This window comes from Pseudomonas plecoglossicida NBRC 103162 = DSM 15088, from assembly GCF_000730665.1.
In the GTDB taxonomy this organism is placed as follows: Bacteria; Pseudomonadota; Gammaproteobacteria; order Pseudomonadales; family Pseudomonadaceae; genus Aquipseudomonas; species Aquipseudomonas plecoglossicida.
This window is the reverse complement of record NZ_BBIV01000010.1, coordinates 62,935-79,978: the sequence shown is the minus strand read 5'-3', so window position 1 is coordinate 79,978 and position 17,044 is coordinate 62,935. Positions and strand designations below refer to the sequence as shown.

General features: G+C 64.7%; 17 protein-coding genes. All 17 read right to left on the bottom strand.

All coding sequences use genetic code 11. From position 1 onward, the window contains the following. Window positions 1-75 precede the first annotated feature (75 nt). The 17 genes from urtD to PPL01S_RS07500 all read right to left on the bottom strand — a co-directional run bounded on the left by urtD (window position 76) and on the right by PPL01S_RS07500 (window position 16,999). Window positions 76-933: an urea ABC transporter ATP-binding protein UrtD gene (gene urtD, locus PPL01S_RS07580; protein WP_016395204.1), complete on the bottom strand. Its 858-nt coding sequence runs from the start codon at window positions 931-933 to the stop codon at window positions 76-78. Beyond that, window positions 930-2,009, bottom strand: a complete 1,080-nt coding sequence (urtC, locus tag PPL01S_RS07575; protein WP_028625496.1) for an urea ABC transporter permease subunit UrtC — start codon at window positions 2,007-2,009, stop codon at window positions 930-932. The genes urtD and urtC overlap by 4 nt, the downstream gene beginning before the upstream one ends. Continuing rightward, the gene (gene urtB / locus PPL01S_RS07570) at window positions 2,009-3,496 is read right to left on the bottom strand and encodes an urea ABC transporter permease subunit UrtB (protein WP_028625497.1); all 1,488 of its coding nucleotides are present in this window, start codon (window positions 3,494-3,496) and stop codon (window positions 2,009-2,011) included. Before urtB ends, urtC begins: the two co-directional genes overlap by 1 nt. A 120-nt stretch (window positions 3,497-3,616) precedes the next feature. Beyond that, window positions 3,617-4,882, bottom strand: a complete 1,266-nt coding sequence (gene urtA / locus PPL01S_RS07565; RefSeq protein WP_016395201.1) for an urea ABC transporter substrate-binding protein — start codon at window positions 4,880-4,882, stop codon at window positions 3,617-3,619. A 188-nt stretch (window positions 4,883-5,070) separates the two neighbouring features. After that, a complete protein-coding gene (gene cycA, locus PPL01S_RS07560; RefSeq protein ID WP_028625498.1) occupies window positions 5,071-6,477 on the bottom strand; it encodes a D-serine/D-alanine/glycine transporter in 1,407 nt (468 codons plus the stop codon). Window positions 6,478-6,678: 201 nt separating this feature from the next. Beyond that, the gene (locus PPL01S_RS07555; RefSeq protein WP_028625499.1) at window positions 6,679-8,046 is read right to left on the bottom strand and encodes a PepSY-associated TM helix domain-containing protein; all 1,368 of its coding nucleotides are present in this window, start codon (window positions 8,044-8,046) and stop codon (window positions 6,679-6,681) included. A 63-nt stretch (window positions 8,047-8,109) separates the two neighbouring features. Beyond that, complete coding sequence (locus tag PPL01S_RS07550; protein WP_016395198.1) at window positions 8,110-10,158, bottom strand: TonB-dependent copper receptor; 2,049 nt, start codon at window positions 10,156-10,158, stop codon at window positions 8,110-8,112. 65 nt (window positions 10,159-10,223) lie between these two features. Then, on the bottom strand, window positions 10,224-10,655 hold the full coding sequence (locus PPL01S_RS07545) for a DUF2946 domain-containing protein (RefSeq protein WP_016395197.1): 432 nt from the start codon (window positions 10,653-10,655) through the stop codon (window positions 10,224-10,226). A 26-nt stretch (window positions 10,656-10,681) separates the two neighbouring features. After that, window positions 10,682-11,167 carry a copper chaperone PCu(A)C gene (locus PPL01S_RS07540; RefSeq protein ID WP_016395196.1) on the bottom strand — a complete coding sequence of 162 codons (486 nt, stop codon included), beginning with the start codon at window positions 11,165-11,167 and terminating at the stop codon, window positions 10,682-10,684. A 48-nt stretch (window positions 11,168-11,215) separates the two neighbouring features. Continuing rightward, window positions 11,216-11,605 (bottom strand): DUF2946 domain-containing protein, encoded by a 390-nt coding sequence (locus tag PPL01S_RS07535; protein ID WP_016395195.1) that lies wholly within the window; start codon window positions 11,603-11,605, stop codon window positions 11,216-11,218. A gap of 206 nt (window positions 11,606-11,811) precedes the next feature. Then, entirely contained in the window at window positions 11,812-12,666 is an 855-nt protein-coding gene (locus PPL01S_RS07530) for an SPFH domain-containing protein (protein ID WP_016395194.1), read from the bottom strand. Window positions 12,667-12,693: 27 nt separating this feature from the next. Next, complete coding sequence (locus PPL01S_RS07525) at window positions 12,694-13,131, bottom strand: NfeD family protein (RefSeq protein ID WP_016395193.1); 438 nt, start codon at window positions 13,129-13,131, stop codon at window positions 12,694-12,696. A gap of 120 nt (window positions 13,132-13,251) precedes the next feature. Continuing rightward, the gene (gene vapC / locus PPL01S_RS07520; protein WP_016395192.1) at window positions 13,252-13,665 is read right to left on the bottom strand and encodes a type II toxin-antitoxin system tRNA(fMet)-specific endonuclease VapC; all 414 of its coding nucleotides are present in this window, start codon (window positions 13,663-13,665) and stop codon (window positions 13,252-13,254) included. Continuing rightward, complete coding sequence (gene vapB, locus PPL01S_RS07515) at window positions 13,665-13,895, bottom strand: type II toxin-antitoxin system VapB family antitoxin (RefSeq protein ID WP_016395191.1); 231 nt, start codon at window positions 13,893-13,895, stop codon at window positions 13,665-13,667. The genes vapC and vapB overlap by 1 nt, the downstream gene beginning before the upstream one ends. Before the next feature lie 89 nt (window positions 13,896-13,984). Then, the gene (locus PPL01S_RS07510; protein ID WP_016395190.1) at window positions 13,985-14,704 is read right to left on the bottom strand and encodes a cobalt-precorrin-6A reductase; all 720 of its coding nucleotides are present in this window, start codon (window positions 14,702-14,704) and stop codon (window positions 13,985-13,987) included. Further along, the gene (locus PPL01S_RS07505; protein ID WP_016395189.1) at window positions 14,701-15,795 is read right to left on the bottom strand and encodes a cobalt-precorrin-5B (C(1))-methyltransferase; all 1,095 of its coding nucleotides are present in this window, start codon (window positions 15,793-15,795) and stop codon (window positions 14,701-14,703) included. The genes PPL01S_RS07510 and PPL01S_RS07505 overlap by 4 nt, the downstream gene beginning before the upstream one ends. Further along, window positions 15,788-16,999, bottom strand: coding sequence for a bifunctional cobalt-precorrin-7 (C(5))-methyltransferase/cobalt-precorrin-6B (C(15))-methyltransferase (locus PPL01S_RS07500; RefSeq protein WP_016395188.1), 1,212 nt, complete (start codon window positions 16,997-16,999; stop codon window positions 15,788-15,790). Before PPL01S_RS07500 ends, PPL01S_RS07505 begins: the two co-directional genes overlap by 8 nt. Window positions 17,000-17,044 lie beyond the last annotated feature (45 nt).

The following is a 17,044-nucleotide window of genomic DNA, read 5'->3' as shown; positions in this document are numbered from 1 at the left end:
CCCTGGTGATTCTTGCTTTGCCTGCACAGGCCTCATCGCCGGCAAGCCGGCTCCCGCAAGGGTCCCACTGCAGACTCAGCGACCTAGATAAACCTCGACCACCCGCTCATCCGCCTGCACCTGCTCAAGCGAACCCTCTGCCAGCACACTGCCCTGGTGCAGCACGGTCACGTGATCGGCGATGCTGCCGACAAACCCCATGTCGTGCTCGACCACCATCAGCGAGTGCTTGCCGGCCAGGCCCTTGAACAGCTCGGCGGTGAACTCGGTCTCGGCATCGGTCATCCCCGCCACCGGTTCGTCGAGCAACAGCAATTGCGGCTCCTGCACCAGCAGCATGCCGATCTCCAGGAACTGCTTCTGCCCGTGGGACAGCAGGCCGGCCTGGCGCTGGGCCAAGGGCAACAGGCGCAGCGTGCTCAGCACCTGCTCGATGCGCGCGCGGTGTTCACCGCTCAAGCGTGCAGCCAGGCTGGCCCACACCGACTTGTCGGTCTTCAACGCCAGCTCGAGGTTCTCGAACACCGTCAGCGCTTCGAACACCGTGGGTTTCTGGAACTTGCGGCCGATGCCGGCCTGGGCGATCTGGAATTCGCTCATGCGCGTCAGGTCGAGGGTGTCGCCGAAAAACGCACTGCCGGTGTCGGGGCGGGTCTTGCCGGTGATCACATCCATCATCGTGGTCTTGCCGGCGCCATTGGGGCCGATGATGCAGCGCAGTTCGCCGACGCCGATGTACAGGTTCAGTGCGTTGAGCGCCTTGAAGCCATCGAAGCTGACACTGATGTCCTCAAGGCTCAACACCGTGCCATGGCGTGTGTCGAGCCCGGCCTCGCGGCGACTGCCCAGGCCGATGGCGTCGCGGCCGGCGCCCAGGTTGTCGAAGACAGGTTCGAGCATGAACTCGGGGTGAACAGGGGGTATGCCTCTCATGGCTGGCTCCTTTTCTTCAGCAGGCCGACCACGCCCTTGGGCAGGTACAGGGTGACGAGGATGAACAGCGCACCGAGGAAGAACAGCCAGAACTCCGGGAAGGCCACGGTGAACCAGCTCTTCATGCCGTTGACCAGGCCTGCGCCGAGCAGCGGGCCGATCAGCGTGCCGCGCCCACCCAGGGCCACCCAGACGGCGGCTTCGATGGAGTTGGTCGGCGACATCTCGCTGGGGTTGATGATGCCCACCTGCGGCACGTACAGCGCGCCGGCCAGGCCGCACAGCACGGCACTGAGCACCCACACCAGCAGCTTGAACCCGCGCGGGTCGTAGCCGCAGAACATCAGGCGGTTCTCGGCATCGCGCACGGCGGTGAGCAGCCGGCCGAACTTGCTTCGAGTCAGGCGCCAGCACAGGTACAGGCTGGCCAGCAACAGGCCGACGGTGAGCAGGAACAGCACCGCCCGGGTGCCCTGCGAGGCAATGTCGAAACCGAGGATGGTGCGAAAGCTGGTAAAGCCGTTGTTGCCGCCAAAGCCGGTTTCGTTGCGGAAGAACAGCAGCATGCCGGCGAAGGTCAGGGCCTGGGTCATGATCGAGAAGTACACGCCCTTGATCCGCGAACGGAAGGCGAAGAAGCCGAATACCAGGGCCAGCAAGCCAGGCGCCAGCACCACCAGGCACATGGCCCAGGCAAAATGCTGGGTGCCGGCCCAGTACCAGGGCAGTTCGCTCCACGACAGGAAGGTCATGAACCCCGGCAACCCATCGCCGGCGGCCTGACGCATCAGGTACATGCCCATGGCGTATCCGCCGAGGGCGAAGAACAAGCCGTGGCCCAGCGACAACAGCCCGGCATACCCCCAGACCAGGTCCAGGGCGAGCGCGACGATGGCGTAGCAGAGGATCTTGCCGACCAGCGTCAGGGTGTAGGCCGACACCTGCAGTGCATGGCCTGCCGGTAACAGCGACAACAGCGCCATGGCCAGCAACAGCAGCACCACGACAGTGCCGATGGCCAGGGTCAGGCGCGGCCCGGCTTTTTGCGAAGCAGTGACAAGCAGTGGCTGGTTCATCAGTCGATTACCCGTCCCTTGAGGGCGAACAAGCCTTGCGGGCGCTTCTGGATGAACAGAATGATCAACGCAAGGATGAGAATCTTGCCGAGTACCGCACCGATCTGCGGCTCCAGCAACTTGTTGGCGATGCCCAAACCGAAGGCCGCCCAGAGACTGCCGGCCAGTTGCCCGACACCGCCGAGCACCACCACCAGGAACGAGTCGATGATGTAGCTCTGGCCAAGGTCGGGGCCGACGTTGCCGACCTGGCTAAGGGCCACGCCGCCGAGGCCGGCGATACCCGAACCGAGGCCGAAGGCGAGCATGTCGACGCGCCCGGTAGGCACGCCGCAGCAGGCCGCCATGTTGCGGTTCTGGGTGACTGCGCGCACGTTCAGGCCCAGCCGCGTGCGGTTGAGCAGCAACCAGGTGAGCAGCACCACGGCCAGGGCGAAGCCGATGATCACCAGGCGGTTGTACGGCAGCACCAGGTTGGGTAGCAGCTGGATACCGCCGGACAGCCAGGCCGGGTTGCTCACCTCGACGTTCTGCGCGCCGAACAGCAGGCGGATGGCCTGGATCAGGATCAGGCTGATGCCCCAGGTCGCCAGCAGGGTTTCCAGCGGGCGGCCATAGAGGTGGCGGATCACCGTGCGCTCCAGGGCCATGCCGACCCCGGCGCTGACGGCGAAGGCCACCGGCAGGGCGATCAGCGGGTAGAACTCGATGGCGCCGGGTGCGTAGCGCTGCAGCAGCACCTGGACCATGTAGGTGCTGTAGGCACCGAGCATGAGCATTTCGCCGTGGGCCATGTTGATCACCCCGAGCAGGCCGAAGGTGATCGCCAGGCCCAGCGCTGCCAGCAGCAGGATCGAGCCCAGCGACAGGCCACTGAAGGCCTGGCCGAGCAGTTCACCGACCAGCAGCTTGCGCTTGACCTGGGCCAGGCTGGTTTCGGCGGCGGTACGCACGGCGGTGTCGGTTTCTGCGCTGGGTTGCAGCAGGGCTTCCAGGCGGGTGCGGGCCAGCGGGTCGCCGGTTTCGCCGAGCAGACGCACGGCTGCCAGGCGCACGGCAGGCTCGCTGGCGCCCAGTTGCAGGTTGGCCAGGGCCAGGCCAAGGGCGGCATGCACGGCGGCGTCCGGCTCGCTGGCGAAACGTCGGTCGAGGAAAGCCATCTGCGCCGGCTGCGCGCTTTTTTGCAGGTGCTGGGCGGCGGCCAGGCGCGTGTCGCTGTTGTCGCTGAGCAACTGGTGGCTGGCCAGGGCGTTGTCGATCAGACCGCGCAGGCGGTTGTTCAGGCGCAGCTTGCGGGTGTCGTTTTCGGCGATGCGGCCTTGGCGTAGGTTTTCCAGCAGCGGCAGGCGTGCGGCGTCGGGTTGTGCCGCCCAGCTTTCGAGCAGGCGGGTCTGCTCGGCGGGCTTGGCGCTGAGGAAGAATTCGCCTTCGCTGGCCCGGGTGGCCAGGGGCAGTAGCAGGAGGAGGGTGAGCAGGAGTTTGAGCATGCGGGCAATCCTGGGAAACGGCGGTGGATTCATCGCCGGCAAGCCGGCTCCCACAAGGACGGCGCTGTCCTGTGGGAGCTGGCTTGCCAGCGATTGGGCTGCGCAGCAGCCCCAATGCACTCAGTTACCTTTCACCGCGTAATCGGGCCGCTTGTCGTTGCCCGGAATGAACGGGCTCCACGGCTGCGCCCGCAAAGGCTGCTCGGTCTCCCACACCACACTGAACTGCCCGTCATCCTGGATCTCGCCGATCATCACCGGCTTGTGCAGGTGGTGGTTGGTCTTGTCCATGGTCAGGGTGAATCCCGAGGGTGCCTTGAACGACTGCCCGGCCAGCGCTTCGCGCACCTTGTCGACATCGGTGGACTTGGCTTTCTCCGCCGCCTGCGCCCACATGTGGATGCCCACGTAGGTGGCTTCCATCGGGTCGTTGGTCACGGCCTTGTCGGCGCCCGGCAGGCCCTTGGCCTTGGCATACGCCTTCCAGTCGGCGACGAACTTCTGGTTGACCGGGTTATCCACCGACTCGAAGTAGTTCCACGCTGCCAGGTGGCCCACCAGCGGCTTGGTGTCGATGCCGCGCAGTTCCTCTTCACCCACCGAGAACGCCACCACCGGCACGTCGGTGGCCTTCAGGCCCTGGTTGGCCAGCTCCTTGTAGAACGGCACGTTGGAGTCGCCGTTGACCGTGGAGATCACCGCCGTCTTGCCGCCGGCGGAGAACTTCTTGATGTTGGCGACGATGGTCTGGTAATCGGCATGACCGAACGGCGTGTAAACCTCTTCGATGTCCTTGTCGGCCACGCCCTTGCTGTGCAGGAAGGCGCGCAGGATCTTGTTGGTGGTGCGCGGGTAGACGTAGTCGGTGCCGAGCAGGAAGAAGCGCTTGGCGCTGCCGCCGTCTTCGCTCATCAGGTACTCCACCGCCGGGATCGCCTGCTGGTTGGGCGCGGCGCCGGTGTAGAAGACATTCGGCGACATCTCTTCACCTTCGTACTGCACCGGGTAGAACAGCAAGCCGTTGAGTTCTTCGAACACCGGCAGCACCGACTTGCGCGACACCGAGGTCCAGCAGCCGAACACCACCGCGACCTTGTCCTGGGTCAGCAGCTGGCGGCTTTTTTCGGCGAACAGCGGCCAGTTGGAGGCAGGGTCGACCACCACCGGTTCGAGCATCTTGCCGTTCACACCGCCCTTGGCGTTGATCTCGTCGATGGTCATCAGCGCCATGTCCTTGAGCGAAGTCTCGGAGATCGCCATGGTGCCCGACAGCGAATGCAGGATGCCGACCTTGATGGTTTCGGCGGCCTGGATGCTCCAGCTCAGGCCCATCGCCGCGATTGATGCGCTGAGGGTAAAAGCCTTGATCAGACTGCGACGCTTCATGTGCTCTCTCCGCTGAGTTTTTTTGGTGTTGGCCAAGCGGGGAGGGGCAGTGCAAGGGGTGTGCCGAATGGCGCAAGGTGCGCAATAGAGGGGTTGTGCGAGGAGTTGGGGCGTGAAGTGGATCCAGCTTGGTGCCTGGGATCCGGGTGTGCGCAGGAATGGGGCCGCCTTGCGGCCCCAAACGTTATCTAGCCGTTGCGCACCGCACTGCGCGGGTGGCGCTTGCTGCGCACGCCCTGGTAGGTGATCGCCAGCAGCACGAACCAGATCGGCGTCACCAGCAGTGCCGCGCGGGTGTCGTCTTCAAGGCTCAGCAACACCAGGATGAACGCAAAGAACACCAGGCACACGTAGCACATGAAGCGCCCGCCCGGCATCTTGTACTTCGATGCCTGGTGCAGCGCTGCGCGGTGTGTACGGTACTTCAGGTACGACAGCAGGATCAGCGTCCAGACGAACATGAACAGCACCGCCGACACCGTGGTCACCAGGGTGAACGCTTCGACCACATCGGGTACCAGGTAGATCAGCACCGCGCCCAGCAGCAGGCAGGTGCAGGAGAAATACAGGCCGTTGGCAGGCACCGCGCGGCGCGAGAGCTTCTCGAACGCCCGGGGTGCATCGCCTTCCTGGGCCAAACCGTAGAGCATGCGGCTGGTGGAAAACACGCCACTGTTGGCCGACGAGGCCGCCGAGGTCAGCACCACGAAGTTGATGATGCTCGCCGCCGCCGGCAACCCGGCCAGCACGAACAGCTCGACGAACGGGCTCTTGCCCGGCACCACGTCGCGCCATGGCGTCACGGCCATGATCGCGATCAGCGCCAGCACGTAGAACACGATGATACGGATCGGGATCGAGTTGATCGCCCGTGGCAGGGTGCGCTCGGGGTTCTTCGCCTCGGCCGCGGTGGTACCGACCAGCTCGATGCCGACGAAGGCGAACACGGCAATCTGGAAGCCGGCGAAGAAGCCCATCAGGCCATTGGGGAACATGCCGCCGTCATTCCACAGGTTGGCCAACTGCGCGGTGCGCCCGCTCGGCGAGGTGTAGCCGGTGATGACCATGTACAGGCCGGTGGCGACCAGGCCGAGGATGGCGACGATCTTGATCAGGGCGAACCAGAATTCCAGCTCGCCGAACATCTTCACGGTGACCAGGTTCAGCGACAGCAGCAGTGCCACGCAGGTCAGCGCCGGTATCCACTGCGGCAGCTCGGGGAACCAGAACTGCGTGTAGGCGGCGATCGCCACCACATCGGCGATGCCAGTGACCACCCAGCAGAACCAGTAGGTCCAGCCGGTGAAGTAGCCGGCCCAGGGGCCGAGCAGGTCGGCGGAGAAATCGATGAACGACTTGTAGTTGAGGTTCGACAGCAGCAGCTCGCCCATGGCGCGCATGACGAAGAACAGCATGAAGCCGATGATCATGTAGACGAAGATGATCGATGGGCCCGCCAGGCTGATGGTCTTGCCCGAGCCCATGAACAGGCCGGTGCCGATGGCGCCACCGATGGCGATCAGCTGGATGTGACGGTTGGTCAGGTTGCGCTGCAGGTGCTGGTCTTCAGCAGGGGGGGAAGAGGTCCGGGTCATTGGCTGCATTCCATTGAGGGTCAGTCTTTTTTTCAGAGCCGGGTAGGCTAACACGCGCGTCCTGGATCGGGGCGCGACAGATCGACATGACCTCTGGGGCTGCTGCGCAACCCAATCGCCGGCAAGCCGGCTCCCACAGGTACAGCACAGGATTCGAAAACTGTGCCATGTCTGTGGGAGTCGGCTTGCCGGCGATGAGGTCTACGCCTGGGCCAGCACCCGGCGCCGACGCACCACCAGACTGTCCACCACCCACATCACCACCATCGACACCCCCACCAGCGGGAACATCGCCCCCAGCACCAGCATCACCCCCACCGCCGTCTTCCAGCGCGGCAAGTCATGACGCAGCGGCGGCACGCCCAGTCCACCTTCCGGTCGGCGCTTCCACCACATCACCAGCCCGCTCACCGAGCCCAGCAGGATCATCAGGCACACCAGCAGGATGATGATCTGGTTCAGTGCACCGAACATCTTGCCCTCGTGCAGCATCACGCCCAGTTCGGTCGCCCGGGCGACCGGGTTGTAGTCCTGCCAGCGCACGTCGGCCAGCACCTTGCCGGTGTACTGGTCGACATGCAGGGTGGCGTCGTTGCGCGGGTCGTCGGCGAACACGGCGATGGTGTAGACACCGTCCGCCGTGGTCGGCACGGTGATGCTGTAGCCCGGAGCGACCTGGCGCGCAGTGGCCACGTCTTCCACTTGCTGCAGGGTCACCTGTGGCGCTGCCGGCATGTCCGACATCGCCTGATGCCCGGCATGTTCGGCATGCGCGCCGGATTGCGGCAGCGGCGTGTTTTCCAGCGCCCACGGCACGGTCTGGCGGTGGGCCTCGTTCAGTTCGCCGGCCTGGCGATCGGACTTGGGCACGTCATTCCACATCGCTGCCGGGAAGCGGTTCCACAGGTCGGCGTACTGCTTGCCCCAAATGCCGGTCCAGGTCATGCCGCTGACCAGCATCAGCAGCAGCAAGGCCGAACCCCAGAAGCCGATCACGGCATGCAGGTCGCGCCAGAACACCCGACCACGGGCGGACCGCCGCGGCCACAGCACGCCAGCGCCGTTGCGCCCGCGTGGCCACCACAAATAGAGGCCGGACACCACCAGCACGATGCCCCAGCCGGCGGCCAGCTCCACCAGGCGATCGCCGACCGTGCCGACCATCAGCTCGCCATGCAAGGCACGGGCGATGGCCTGCAGGTTCTGCTTGGCGTTCTGTTCGCCGAGGATCTTGCCGCTGTACGGGTCGACGAACACATTCAGCTCGCGGCCTGCGTCATGCACCACGAACTGTGCACTGCGTTCGGCATCGACCGGCGGCAGGTACTGGCCCACATGGCCCTTGGGATACGCCTGGCGCACTTCGGCCAGCATCAGGTCCGCGCCCTGTCGGTGATGCCCGGCTTCGACCACCATCAGGTCGCGATACAGCAGCGGATCGAGCTGCGGCTTGAACAGGTAGATGATCCCGGTGATCGCCAGCAGGATCATGAAAGGGGCGACGAACAGCCCGGCATAGAAGTGCCAGCGCCAGGCCAGGTTGTAGAAGGAAACGCGTGTTCCGCTCATGGGAACCTCCTGTTTGACCAGCTAAGGGGCGCGACCGTGACCGCGCCCATTGTTGTTGTGTTGTCAGAAGCTCAAATCGACCTTGGTCCAGAAGGTCCTGCCTGGCTCGTTCACCGGCTGTGGATCGTTGGCCGGGTAGCCGAACCCGGCGTTCCCGGCCAGGTTCAGGTGCTCGGCGTAGGCTTTGTCGAACAGGTTGTCGACGCCTGCGCTGAGCTTGAGGTTGCGCGACACCTTGTAGGCGCCGTTGAGCGAGAAGACGCCGAAGCCGCCACTCTTGTCGAAGTCCTTGCCGACCACGTTGCCCTGGTTTTCGGCGATGCGGTTCTGCGCGGCCACAAGCCGCCACAGCGCCCCGGCAGTCCAGGTGTCACGGCTGTAGGTCAGGCCCAGGCGGCTTTCCAGTGGCGGCATCTGAGGTAGCGCTTTGCCATCACTGCTGTTCTTGCCCCAAGCGTAGGCCAGCGTCGCATCGGTCTTCCAGTGCTCCGTCAACTTGTAGGCGGCGCCCATTTCGCCGCCCATGATGCGGGCGTCGATGTTCTGCTGGGAGGTGCGAATGCTCATTGTCCCGGCGTTGTAGTCGAACAGGATGTAGTCCCGGATTTGTCCAACATAGCCGGATGCCCAGGCTTCAAGGTTTACGTCGCGGTACTGGATACCGAAGTCCAGTTGGGTAGTCTTCTCTGGCTTGATGTTATCGAAGGCGTTGACCGCACCGGCGGGTGTCTGCTTGGAGAACAGCTCCCAATAGTCCGGGAAGCGCTCGGTATGTCCAAGGCCGACATAGCTGGTTGCCGGGATTACTGCCAAGTCATGCTCGAAGCGTGCAAAACCGCTGGGCAGTGTGTCGGCGCGAGTGTTGCCGTTGGTGCGGCTGGTAGGACGAAAGTCCTTCGCCGAAGCGCGGTCTAGGCGGATACCGGTGATCAGTCGGTCTTCGGTGGTGGCATACCAGGTGAGCTCACCGAATGCTCCATAGTTGTGGAAGTCGGCGTCCTTGTTCCAGGACTTGTCCTGGTACATGTTGACTCCCCGTGCGCTTCGCCCGCGGTGCTCGTTGGTTTGCGCATCGATGCCGCTGATCAGTTGCAGGTCTGCCCAGTGCCAGGTGGTTTTAAGGCGTGCTCCCATCGTGCGGCGGTCGACGTTCGAGGCCATGGGGCCGTTGCGTGACGGCGTGCGTAGGCTGTAGTTGTCCATTACGTGGTCGGCGTAGTTGTAGTAAACCTGTGCTTCGACCTTGTCGAGCACTTCGCCCAGGTTGGACTTCTCGAAACGCAGGCCCAGGCTTTCGCGTTTGAACTGCGATCCGTCCATGCCGCGCCCTGCGTAACGCGCTTCGCCGTCACCCTTGCCAGCAGTGAGTTCCAGCAGGGTGTCCTGATCAGGGGTCCAGCCCAGGGCCACATCGCCGTTCCATTTGTCCCAGCGCGAGGGCACGGCATCGCCGCTGCCGTCCTGGTAATCGTCCGAGTGCGACTGGTTGCCGACGAAGCGGACATAGGCCTGACTGTTGCCGGCAGCGGTATCGATCAGCTTGTCGAAACGCCCGTAGGAACCGGTCAGCAGGCTGGCGTTGACCCGACTGCCGAGGGTGCCGAACGTTTCCGGTTCACGCTCGAAGAGAATGGTCCCGGCCGAGCCGCCAGGGCCCCAGATCACGCTTTGCGGGCCTTTGATCACGGTGAGGCGGTCGTAAGTTTCTGGCGAAATGTAGGATGTCGGCGCATCCATGCGGTTAGAGCAGGCACCCAGCATCACGCCACCGTTGGTGAGGATGTTCAGGCGCGAGCCGAACATGCCGCGCAGCACCGGGTCGCCGTTGGTGCCGCCGGCACGAATCGCCGAGAAGCCAGGGATGGTCTTGAGGTAGTCGGCGCCATCGCTGGCCGGCACCGGTTGGCGCGGGTCTTTCGGGTTGGTGACCACGGTCAGCGGCGAGCTGGGCGCAACGGCGGTGATCACCGTCGGGCTCAGTTCGGCCAGATCGTGTTCGTGGCCTTCATGGCCAGGGTCGGCGGCCAGGGCCATGGGCGCGAGCAGCGAGCCGCACAGGGCGGCGAGTGTGCCTTTGAATGCATGGGCAAAAGCAGGGGTACAGCCGGACATAGGATTTCCGTCGATCAGTCATGAGTGTGCGCGAAGCCTCCTGGCTCCGTGCGGCAATGGTGGTTTCAGACGCTGATCGAAGACGGCGGCGCACGGCTGCGCGCACCAGGGAACACGGCCTGCCGGGCATGGCCCTGGCGTGTTGGCGCGGGAAGGGGGCTGGCGGGGGTGATACGACCCGCGCTGAGCGGGCTGAGGCTTTGTGGCAGTGCCGGGCAGTTGAACAGCAGGCTGCAGTAGCCGCACTTTTCCCACATCACATGCAGCTGGCCATCGCCGCCGTGGCCATGGTGCGCATCGCCGCCATGCGCATGCTCGGCGGGCATGCTCATGTCCATCGGCATGCTCATGCCGGCGTGGTGATCCATCGGCATCGACTGGGAAACCAGCGGGCCGATGAAGATCATCCACATGGCGAACAGGCTCAGCCAGCCGCCACCGACGCGCCTGCGTTCAGGGCGGGTGGTACGGCTGGGGCTGTTGCGCGGCAGGCTCATGGTGGCGAGCGCCTGTCAGCGGGTGGTCAGTGCGCGTGCTCGTGGCCCGGCGGTTGGTCTGCCGGGGGCTCTTTCTGCACGGCGACATCGACGGTGACTTCGCCGGCCTTCTCGAAGTGCAGGGTCAGCGGGAAGCGCTTGCCGTCGACGAGCAGGCTGCGGTCCTTGGGCTGCATGAGCATCACGTGGTAGGCGCTGGGGGCGAAGACCACCTCCTTGCCGGCCGGCACCGCAACGCTTGGCACCTGCTGCATCTTCATGGTGCCGCTGGCGGTCATGCTGTGTTCGTGCAGTTGGGCGTCATCGCTGATCGGGCTGTCGACGCCGAGCAGGCGGTCGTCGGCCTTGCCGTTGTTGTGCACGATGAAATACGCGGCGACGTTGGGCGCGTTGGGCGGCAGCTGCAGCGACCAGGGGTGCGCGATATGCAGGTCGCCCACGCTGTATTCATGGGCATTGGCGAAGGCGCCGGGCAGCAGCAAGGCGGCCACTACGAGAGCTTGCTTGAGCATGGGGTGAATCTCCGTTCTGTTCGGGTTCAGGCAGTCAGCGTGATGAACTCAGACCAGGGGAGAGGCGCGGGGGTTGAGCGCGGGCCATAGCTGGCGCGGCGTCAGTTGATAGCGCGGTGGCGCTTGCGCATGGCCGACCAGCAGCGTCGGCGGGTTGTGCAGTTGTGCCGGGTAGCCTGGCAAGGCCAGCAGCGGCGCGGCGCCGGAGCAGCACCAGCAGTGCTGCATGTTGGAGTGGTCGTCGCTTTGCGTGCCGAGGTCGATCTTGGCCAGGGCCTGCACATCGACCTTGGCCTTGCCGGCCAGGCTGGAACAGAAAGCCCCCCACAGCAGCTGCTCGGCCGGGCCCTTGGGCGCGGCAGAGGACAGCGGCATGGCCAGCAGGTTGAACAGCACTGCGAGGCAGGCTATCCAGGCGATGTGCCGACGTGGGGGCATGGAGAGATCCGGTCAGGAATCGTGGCGGGTATTGTAAGGCGGAGTATAGGTAAAAAAGCCGGGGTGCGGTGAAGTGACGCAGGTGGGATGAGTATCTGGGGCTGCTGCGCAGCCCATCGCCGCGGTTCGTCGCCACGACAAGCCGGCTCCCACAGGGAGAGGCGGCACCCTGTACCTGTGGGAGCCGGCTTGCCGGCGATCGGGGCTCAAGCCTTGCTGCGGCCCATCAACCCACGCACGGTTTCCTGCAGGTCAGCTGGCAGCACCACCACCTTGGCATTGCTGCTACCGGCCAGGCTTTCCATGGCGCCTACATAGCGCTCACCCAGCAGGTACATGGCCGGCACGGTCTCGTTGCCCACCGCTTCCTTGACCAGCGAAATCGCCCGCGCCGAGGCTTCGGCCAGGTTGATCTGTGCTTCGGCGTCCAGCTTGGCCGACTGCAAGCGTGCCTCGGCTTCGAGGATCGCCGCTTGCTTGGCGCCTTCGGCGCGGGTCACGTCGGCTTTACGCTCACGCTCGGCGGCCGCCTGGCGTTCCATGGCCAGTTGCATGTTCTCGGACGGCTTGATGTCCTGGATCTCCACCGAGCGCACGGTCACGCCCCAGTCTTCGGTCTGTTCGGACATCGCCTCACGCAGGCGCGCCTTGATCTGCTCGCGGCTGGACAGCGCTTCGTCCAGGTCCATGGCGCCGACGATGGCACGCAGCGAGGTCATGGTCAGGCTGGTGACGGCGAACGAGAAGTTCTGCACGCCGTAGGAAGCCTTCTGCGGGTCGACCACCTTGGCGAAGCACAGGGCATTGGCAACGATCACCGCGTTGTCGCGGGTGATGATTTCCTGTTGCTGCACATCGAGGATGATGTCCTTGGTCGGCAGGCGGTAGGCGACCACGTCCATGTAGGGAATGACGATGTTCAGGCCAGGCTTGAGGGTGGTGTGGTAACGCCCCAGGCGCTCGACGATCCATTCCTCGCCCTGGGGCACGATACGCACACCCTTGAATACGGTGATCAGGACGAACAGGGCGAGCGCGGCGACGACGATGAGACTGGTCATGATGCAAACTTCCTTTTAAATACGGAATCAGGCCCGAATGACCCGGGCGGTATTACCTTCGATGGCGACGAGTCGAACGCGCTCGCCGGAGGGAATGTCGCTATCGGCGACGCAGACCCACTCCTCGTTGCCGAGTATCGGCTTCTGGAATCGCACACGGCCTTTCTGGAAGGGCGAAACGCTGCTGATCAGCAACCCGACTTCGCCGATCACGCTGTCGGCGGTCCAGCGCACGTCAGGTTGCTTGCGCTTGAACAGCTTGAACCAGGCGAACGTGGTGATCGAAGAGAACAGCACCCACAGCAGTACCTGCATGTCCAGTTGCAGGCTGGGGGCGGCCAGTGCGATGAGCGAGACCAGCACGGCACCGATGCCGAACCAGATGATGAAGAACGTGGGCAGGACCAGTTCCAGCAGGATCAGGCCGATGCCGAAGACCAGCCAGATCCACCATTGCATTTCCATATGAGTGACGCCTTCCGGGGAGGGGGCTTGAGTCTACAGCCTGCAAGGCAAATGGCCACTCAGATGTGTCTGATAGAGCTGTGGGAACTAGATATGTCGACTGTAGGAAACCTGGTATCGCTAGGCTGTCGGTGTATCCAGCCAGTCTTCCATGCGAAGACCAGGGACTCGCTGGAATTCACGCAGGTTGTTTGTTACCAGAACGAGCCCTCGTGCGCGCGCATGGCCGGCAATCAACTGGTCGAAGGGGCCGATCGGCGTGCCAGCCATTGCCAATTCAGCTCTCAACTGGCCACTGTGCTCCGCAGCCCGGCTGTCATAGTCGAGGACCTCAAGGCGAGCGGCGAAGCTTTCAACTATCGAAAGGTTACGCTCGGGGTGGGCTGACTTTTCCGCGCCGTAGATGAGCTCCATCAGTGTTACGGTACTGATTGCCATCTGACCATGATGGCGGTTGAATGCCTCACGAACCACTTGCGGCTTGTTCTTGATGGTGAGGATGCAGATATTCGTGTCGAGCATGTACCTGAGCATTAGAACCCTTCGCGTTCCTGGTCGGCAGGTTGATCGCGGCTGGCCATGAAGTCGGGACTCGCGTCATCGCCGTCAAACCACGTGTCCCACGATTCTCCGGCAGGCGTGATGATACGTGCACGTCCCACAGCAACGATGTCTACGCGGGTCACTTCTTCGGGAAGGGCGACGGATTTCGGCAAGCGGATGGCCTGGCTACGGTTGCTTTTGAAGACAGCACCTTGATCCATGATGGGCCTCCTTGGAAAGCTGGAAACTGTGACTGAAGTTTAGGGGGGCAGGTGTATATGTCAATGGGATATACGTTGCCGCCCGATGGTCAGTGCCTGAGGCTGGCGAGCAGCAGTTCCGTTTGCATGAACTCCACGTCCACCTCTGGCAAGACCGGTCGTTTCACTATCAGTAAAGGTATCCCTCGCTCTCTTGCCACTTCGAGCTTCGGTTCAGTCGCTACGCTGCCACTGTTCTTGCTGATCAGCACATCAATCCCACGCGTCTCAAAAAGGTTACGTTCCCCTTCCAGATGAAACGGCCCACGCGCGCCGATCACCTCGCAACGGTCATTGCCGGGGCAGGCCTCCAATGCGCGCAAGGTCCAGAACTGCCCTGGCGGTATCTCGTCGAGGTGTTGCAACGGCTCACGCCCGAGGGTGAACAACGGCCTGTGGAACGGCTTGAGCGCAGCGATCAGCCCCGCCCAGTCATGCACTTCCCGCCAGTCGTCACCGGGCTGGGCCTGCCAGGCCGGGCGGCGCAAGGCCCAGCACGGGATACCGACGGCACCTGCGGCAGCGGCGGCGTTGCGGCTGATCTGCGCGGCGTAGGGGTGGGTGGCGTCGATCAGCAGGGTGATGCCTGCTTCACGCAGGTAGCGGGCCAGCCCTTCGGCCCCGCCATAGCCGCCGACGCGCACCTGGCACGCGAGGTCCTGCGGCACGCGGCCGATGCCGGCCAGGCTGTAGACATGTTCTGGTCCAAGCTGGCGGGCAATGGCCAGCGCTTCAGTGACGCCGCCAAGCAGCAGGATGCGCCGGCTCATGGCACACCGGCCTTGCCGACGATGCCGCCCTGACGGTCGATGGCGAACACCTCGACCTGCACCTGCGCCGGCACCACGCTGCGGGCGAAGGCCAGCGCATGGGCGCATACCGCATCGCCCAGGGCGACCCCGGATGCATGGGCCAGCGCCAGGGCCTGCTGGCTGGTGTTGGCAGCCATGATCGCGGCCTGCAGGTCGACATCGGCGCCCACGTCCGTCGCCCAGCCGGCCAGTTGCGGCAGGTCGATACTCGAATGGCGACTGTGCAGGTCCATGTGTCCGGCGGCCAGCTTGCTGATCTTGCCGAAGCCGCCGCACAGGGTCAGGCGCGGCACCGGCACCTTGCGCAGGTGCTTGAGCACCGCGCCGACGAAGTCGCCCATCTCGATCAGGGCGATCTCCGGCAGGCCGTAGACGCGCCGCATGGTGTCTTCGCTGGCGTTGCCGGTGCAGGCGGCGATATGGGTGTAGCCATTGGTGTGGGCCACGTCGATGCCTTGGTGGATCGAGGCGATGTAGGCCGAGCAGGAGAAGGGCCGCACGATACCGCTGGTACCGAGAATCGACAGCCCCCCGAGAATGCCCAGGCGTGGGTTCATGGTCTTCAGTGCGAGCTGTTCACCGTCCTGCACGTTCACCGTGACTTCGAAGCCGCCGGGGTAGGTACAGTCATTGGCCAACCGATGCAGGTGCTCGGTGATCATGCGCCGGGGCACCGGGTTGATCGCAGGCTCGCCCACGGCCAGCACCAGGCCTGGTCGGGTCACCGTGCCGACACCCCGACCTGCGATGAACTGCACACCGGGTTCAGTCACCAGGCGTACCTGGCTGTAGAGCAGCGCGCCGTGGGTGACATCCGGATCGTCGCCGGCATCCTTGAGGGTGCCCGCTTCGGCGCGTTCGCCGTCACGGCGACAGAATTCGAGGCGCATCTGCACCACCTTGCCCTTGGGCAGGGTGATGCTCACGGCGTCGTTGACCTCGCCCGTGAGCAGCAGGCGCGCTGCGGCCAGGCTGGTGGCGGTGGCGCAACTGCCGGTGGTCAGGCCGCTGCGCAGAGGGGCCGGCTGCTCGCGGGTTTCTTCACGCATCTGCAGGCTTCACCACATCGAGCACGGTGATCGGCAGTGCCTGGCGCCAGGTGTCGAAGGCGCCCAGGGGCTGGGCCTGGGCGACGTGGATGCGCGTCAGTTCGCCGCCATGTCCCTCGCGAAAATGCGCCAGTGCCAGCTCGCTTTGCAGGGTCACCGCATTGGCCACCAATCGCCCGCCTGGGCGCAAGCGTTCCCAGCACAGCGACAGCACCCCTTCGCGGGTGACACCACCGCCAATGAAGATCGCGTCCGGGCGCTCCAGGTCGGTCAGGGCCGCCGGCGCCTTGCCGCGAACCAGCTGCAGGCCGGGTACGCCGAGTGCGTCGCGATTGTGCTCGATGAACGCCTGGCGACCTTCGTCGGCTTCGATCGCCAACGCACGGCAAGCGGGGTGGGCGCGCATCCATTCGATGCCGATGGAACCGCAACCGGCGCCGACGTCCCACAGCAGTTCACCCGGTTGCGGTGCCAGGCGAGCGAGGGTGATGGCGCGCACGTCGCGCTTGGTCAGTTGGCCGTCGTGGCGGTAGACACTGTCCGCAAGGCCAGGTACACGCGCCAGCCGGGGCGCAGCGGGCGACGCCTGGCACTCGATGGCGACCAGGTTGAGTGCGGCGACTGGCGGGCAGGGCCAATCGTCGGCGCTGCCCGTCAACTGACGTTCCTGCGGCCCGCCCAGGTGTTCGAGCACATGCAGCCGGCTTGGCCCGAAGCCGCGCTCGCGCAGCAGCGCAGCGATGGCCGCAGGGCTGTCGCCATCGTTGCTCAGCACCAGCAGGCGCATGCCGCTGTACAGGTGGGCGTTGAGCGCTGCCAGCGGGCGCGCCACCACCGACACCACCTGGATGTCCTGTAGTGGCCAGCCAAGGCGCGCCGCCGCCAGGGCGCAGGAGGAGGGCATCGACAGCACCTGCATCTGCGCTGCAGGCACGTGCCGCGCCAGGCTGGCACCGACGCCGTAGTACATCGGATCGCCGCTGGCCAGTACGCAGACAGGCTCGCCGCGCAGTGCCAGCACCGGGGCCAGGGAGAACGGGCTGGGCCAGCCCTGCTGCTCGCCACTGATACAGCGAGGCAGCAGCGCCAGCTGGCGCGGGCTGCCGAAGATCCTCGAAGCGCCCAGCAAGGCGCGCCGGGCCTGCTTGCCCAAGCCACTGAAGCCGTCTTCGCCAATGCCTATCACTGTCAGCCAGGGTGCCATCTGATCCAATCCGCCCATCATGCTCGACCACCGGCTTTTCATGCC

Coding starts and splice junctions, on each gene's coding strand:
- urtD (WP_016395204.1), bottom strand. CDS start 933: ATGAGAGGCATACCCCCTGTTCACCCCGAGTTCATGCTCGAACCTGTC.
- urtC (WP_028625496.1), bottom strand. CDS start 2,009: ATGAACCAGCCACTGCTTGTCACTGCTTCGCAAAAAGCCGGGCCGCGC.
- urtB (WP_028625497.1), bottom strand. CDS start 3,496: ATGCTCAAACTCCTGCTCACCCTCCTCCTGCTACTGCCCCTGGCCACC.
- urtA (WP_016395201.1), bottom strand. CDS start 4,882: ATGAAGCGTCGCAGTCTGATCAAGGCTTTTACCCTCAGCGCATCAATC.
- cycA (WP_028625498.1), bottom strand. CDS start 6,477: ATGACCCGGACCTCTTCCCCCCCTGCTGAAGACCAGCACCTGCAGCGC.
- PPL01S_RS07555 (WP_028625499.1), bottom strand. CDS start 8,046: ATGAGCGGAACACGCGTTTCCTTCTACAACCTGGCCTGGCGCTGGCAC.
- PPL01S_RS07550 (WP_016395198.1), bottom strand. CDS start 10,158: ATGTCCGGCTGTACCCCTGCTTTTGCCCATGCATTCAAAGGCACACTC.
- PPL01S_RS07545 (WP_016395197.1), bottom strand. CDS start 10,655: ATGAGCCTGCCGCGCAACAGCCCCAGCCGTACCACCCGCCCTGAACGC.
- PPL01S_RS07540 (WP_016395196.1), bottom strand. CDS start 11,167: ATGCTCAAGCAAGCTCTCGTAGTGGCCGCCTTGCTGCTGCCCGGCGCC.
- PPL01S_RS07535 (WP_016395195.1), bottom strand. CDS start 11,605: ATGCCCCCACGTCGGCACATCGCCTGGATAGCCTGCCTCGCAGTGCTG.
- PPL01S_RS07530 (WP_016395194.1), bottom strand. CDS start 12,666: ATGACCAGTCTCATCGTCGTCGCCGCGCTCGCCCTGTTCGTCCTGATC.
- PPL01S_RS07525 (WP_016395193.1), bottom strand. CDS start 13,131: ATGGAAATGCAATGGTGGATCTGGCTGGTCTTCGGCATCGGCCTGATC.
- vapC (WP_016395192.1), bottom strand. CDS start 13,665: ATGCTCAGGTACATGCTCGACACGAATATCTGCATCCTCACCATCAAG.
- vapB (WP_016395191.1), bottom strand. CDS start 13,895: ATGGATCAAGGTGCTGTCTTCAAAAGCAACCGTAGCCAGGCCATCCGC.
- PPL01S_RS07510 (WP_016395190.1), bottom strand. CDS start 14,704: ATGAGCCGGCGCATCCTGCTGCTTGGCGGCGTCACTGAAGCGCTGGCC.
- PPL01S_RS07505 (WP_016395189.1), bottom strand. CDS start 15,795: ATGCGTGAAGAAACCCGCGAGCAGCCGGCCCCTCTGCGCAGCGGCCTG.
- PPL01S_RS07500 (WP_016395188.1), bottom strand. CDS start 16,999: ATGGCACCCTGGCTGACAGTGATAGGCATTGGCGAAGACGGCTTCAGT.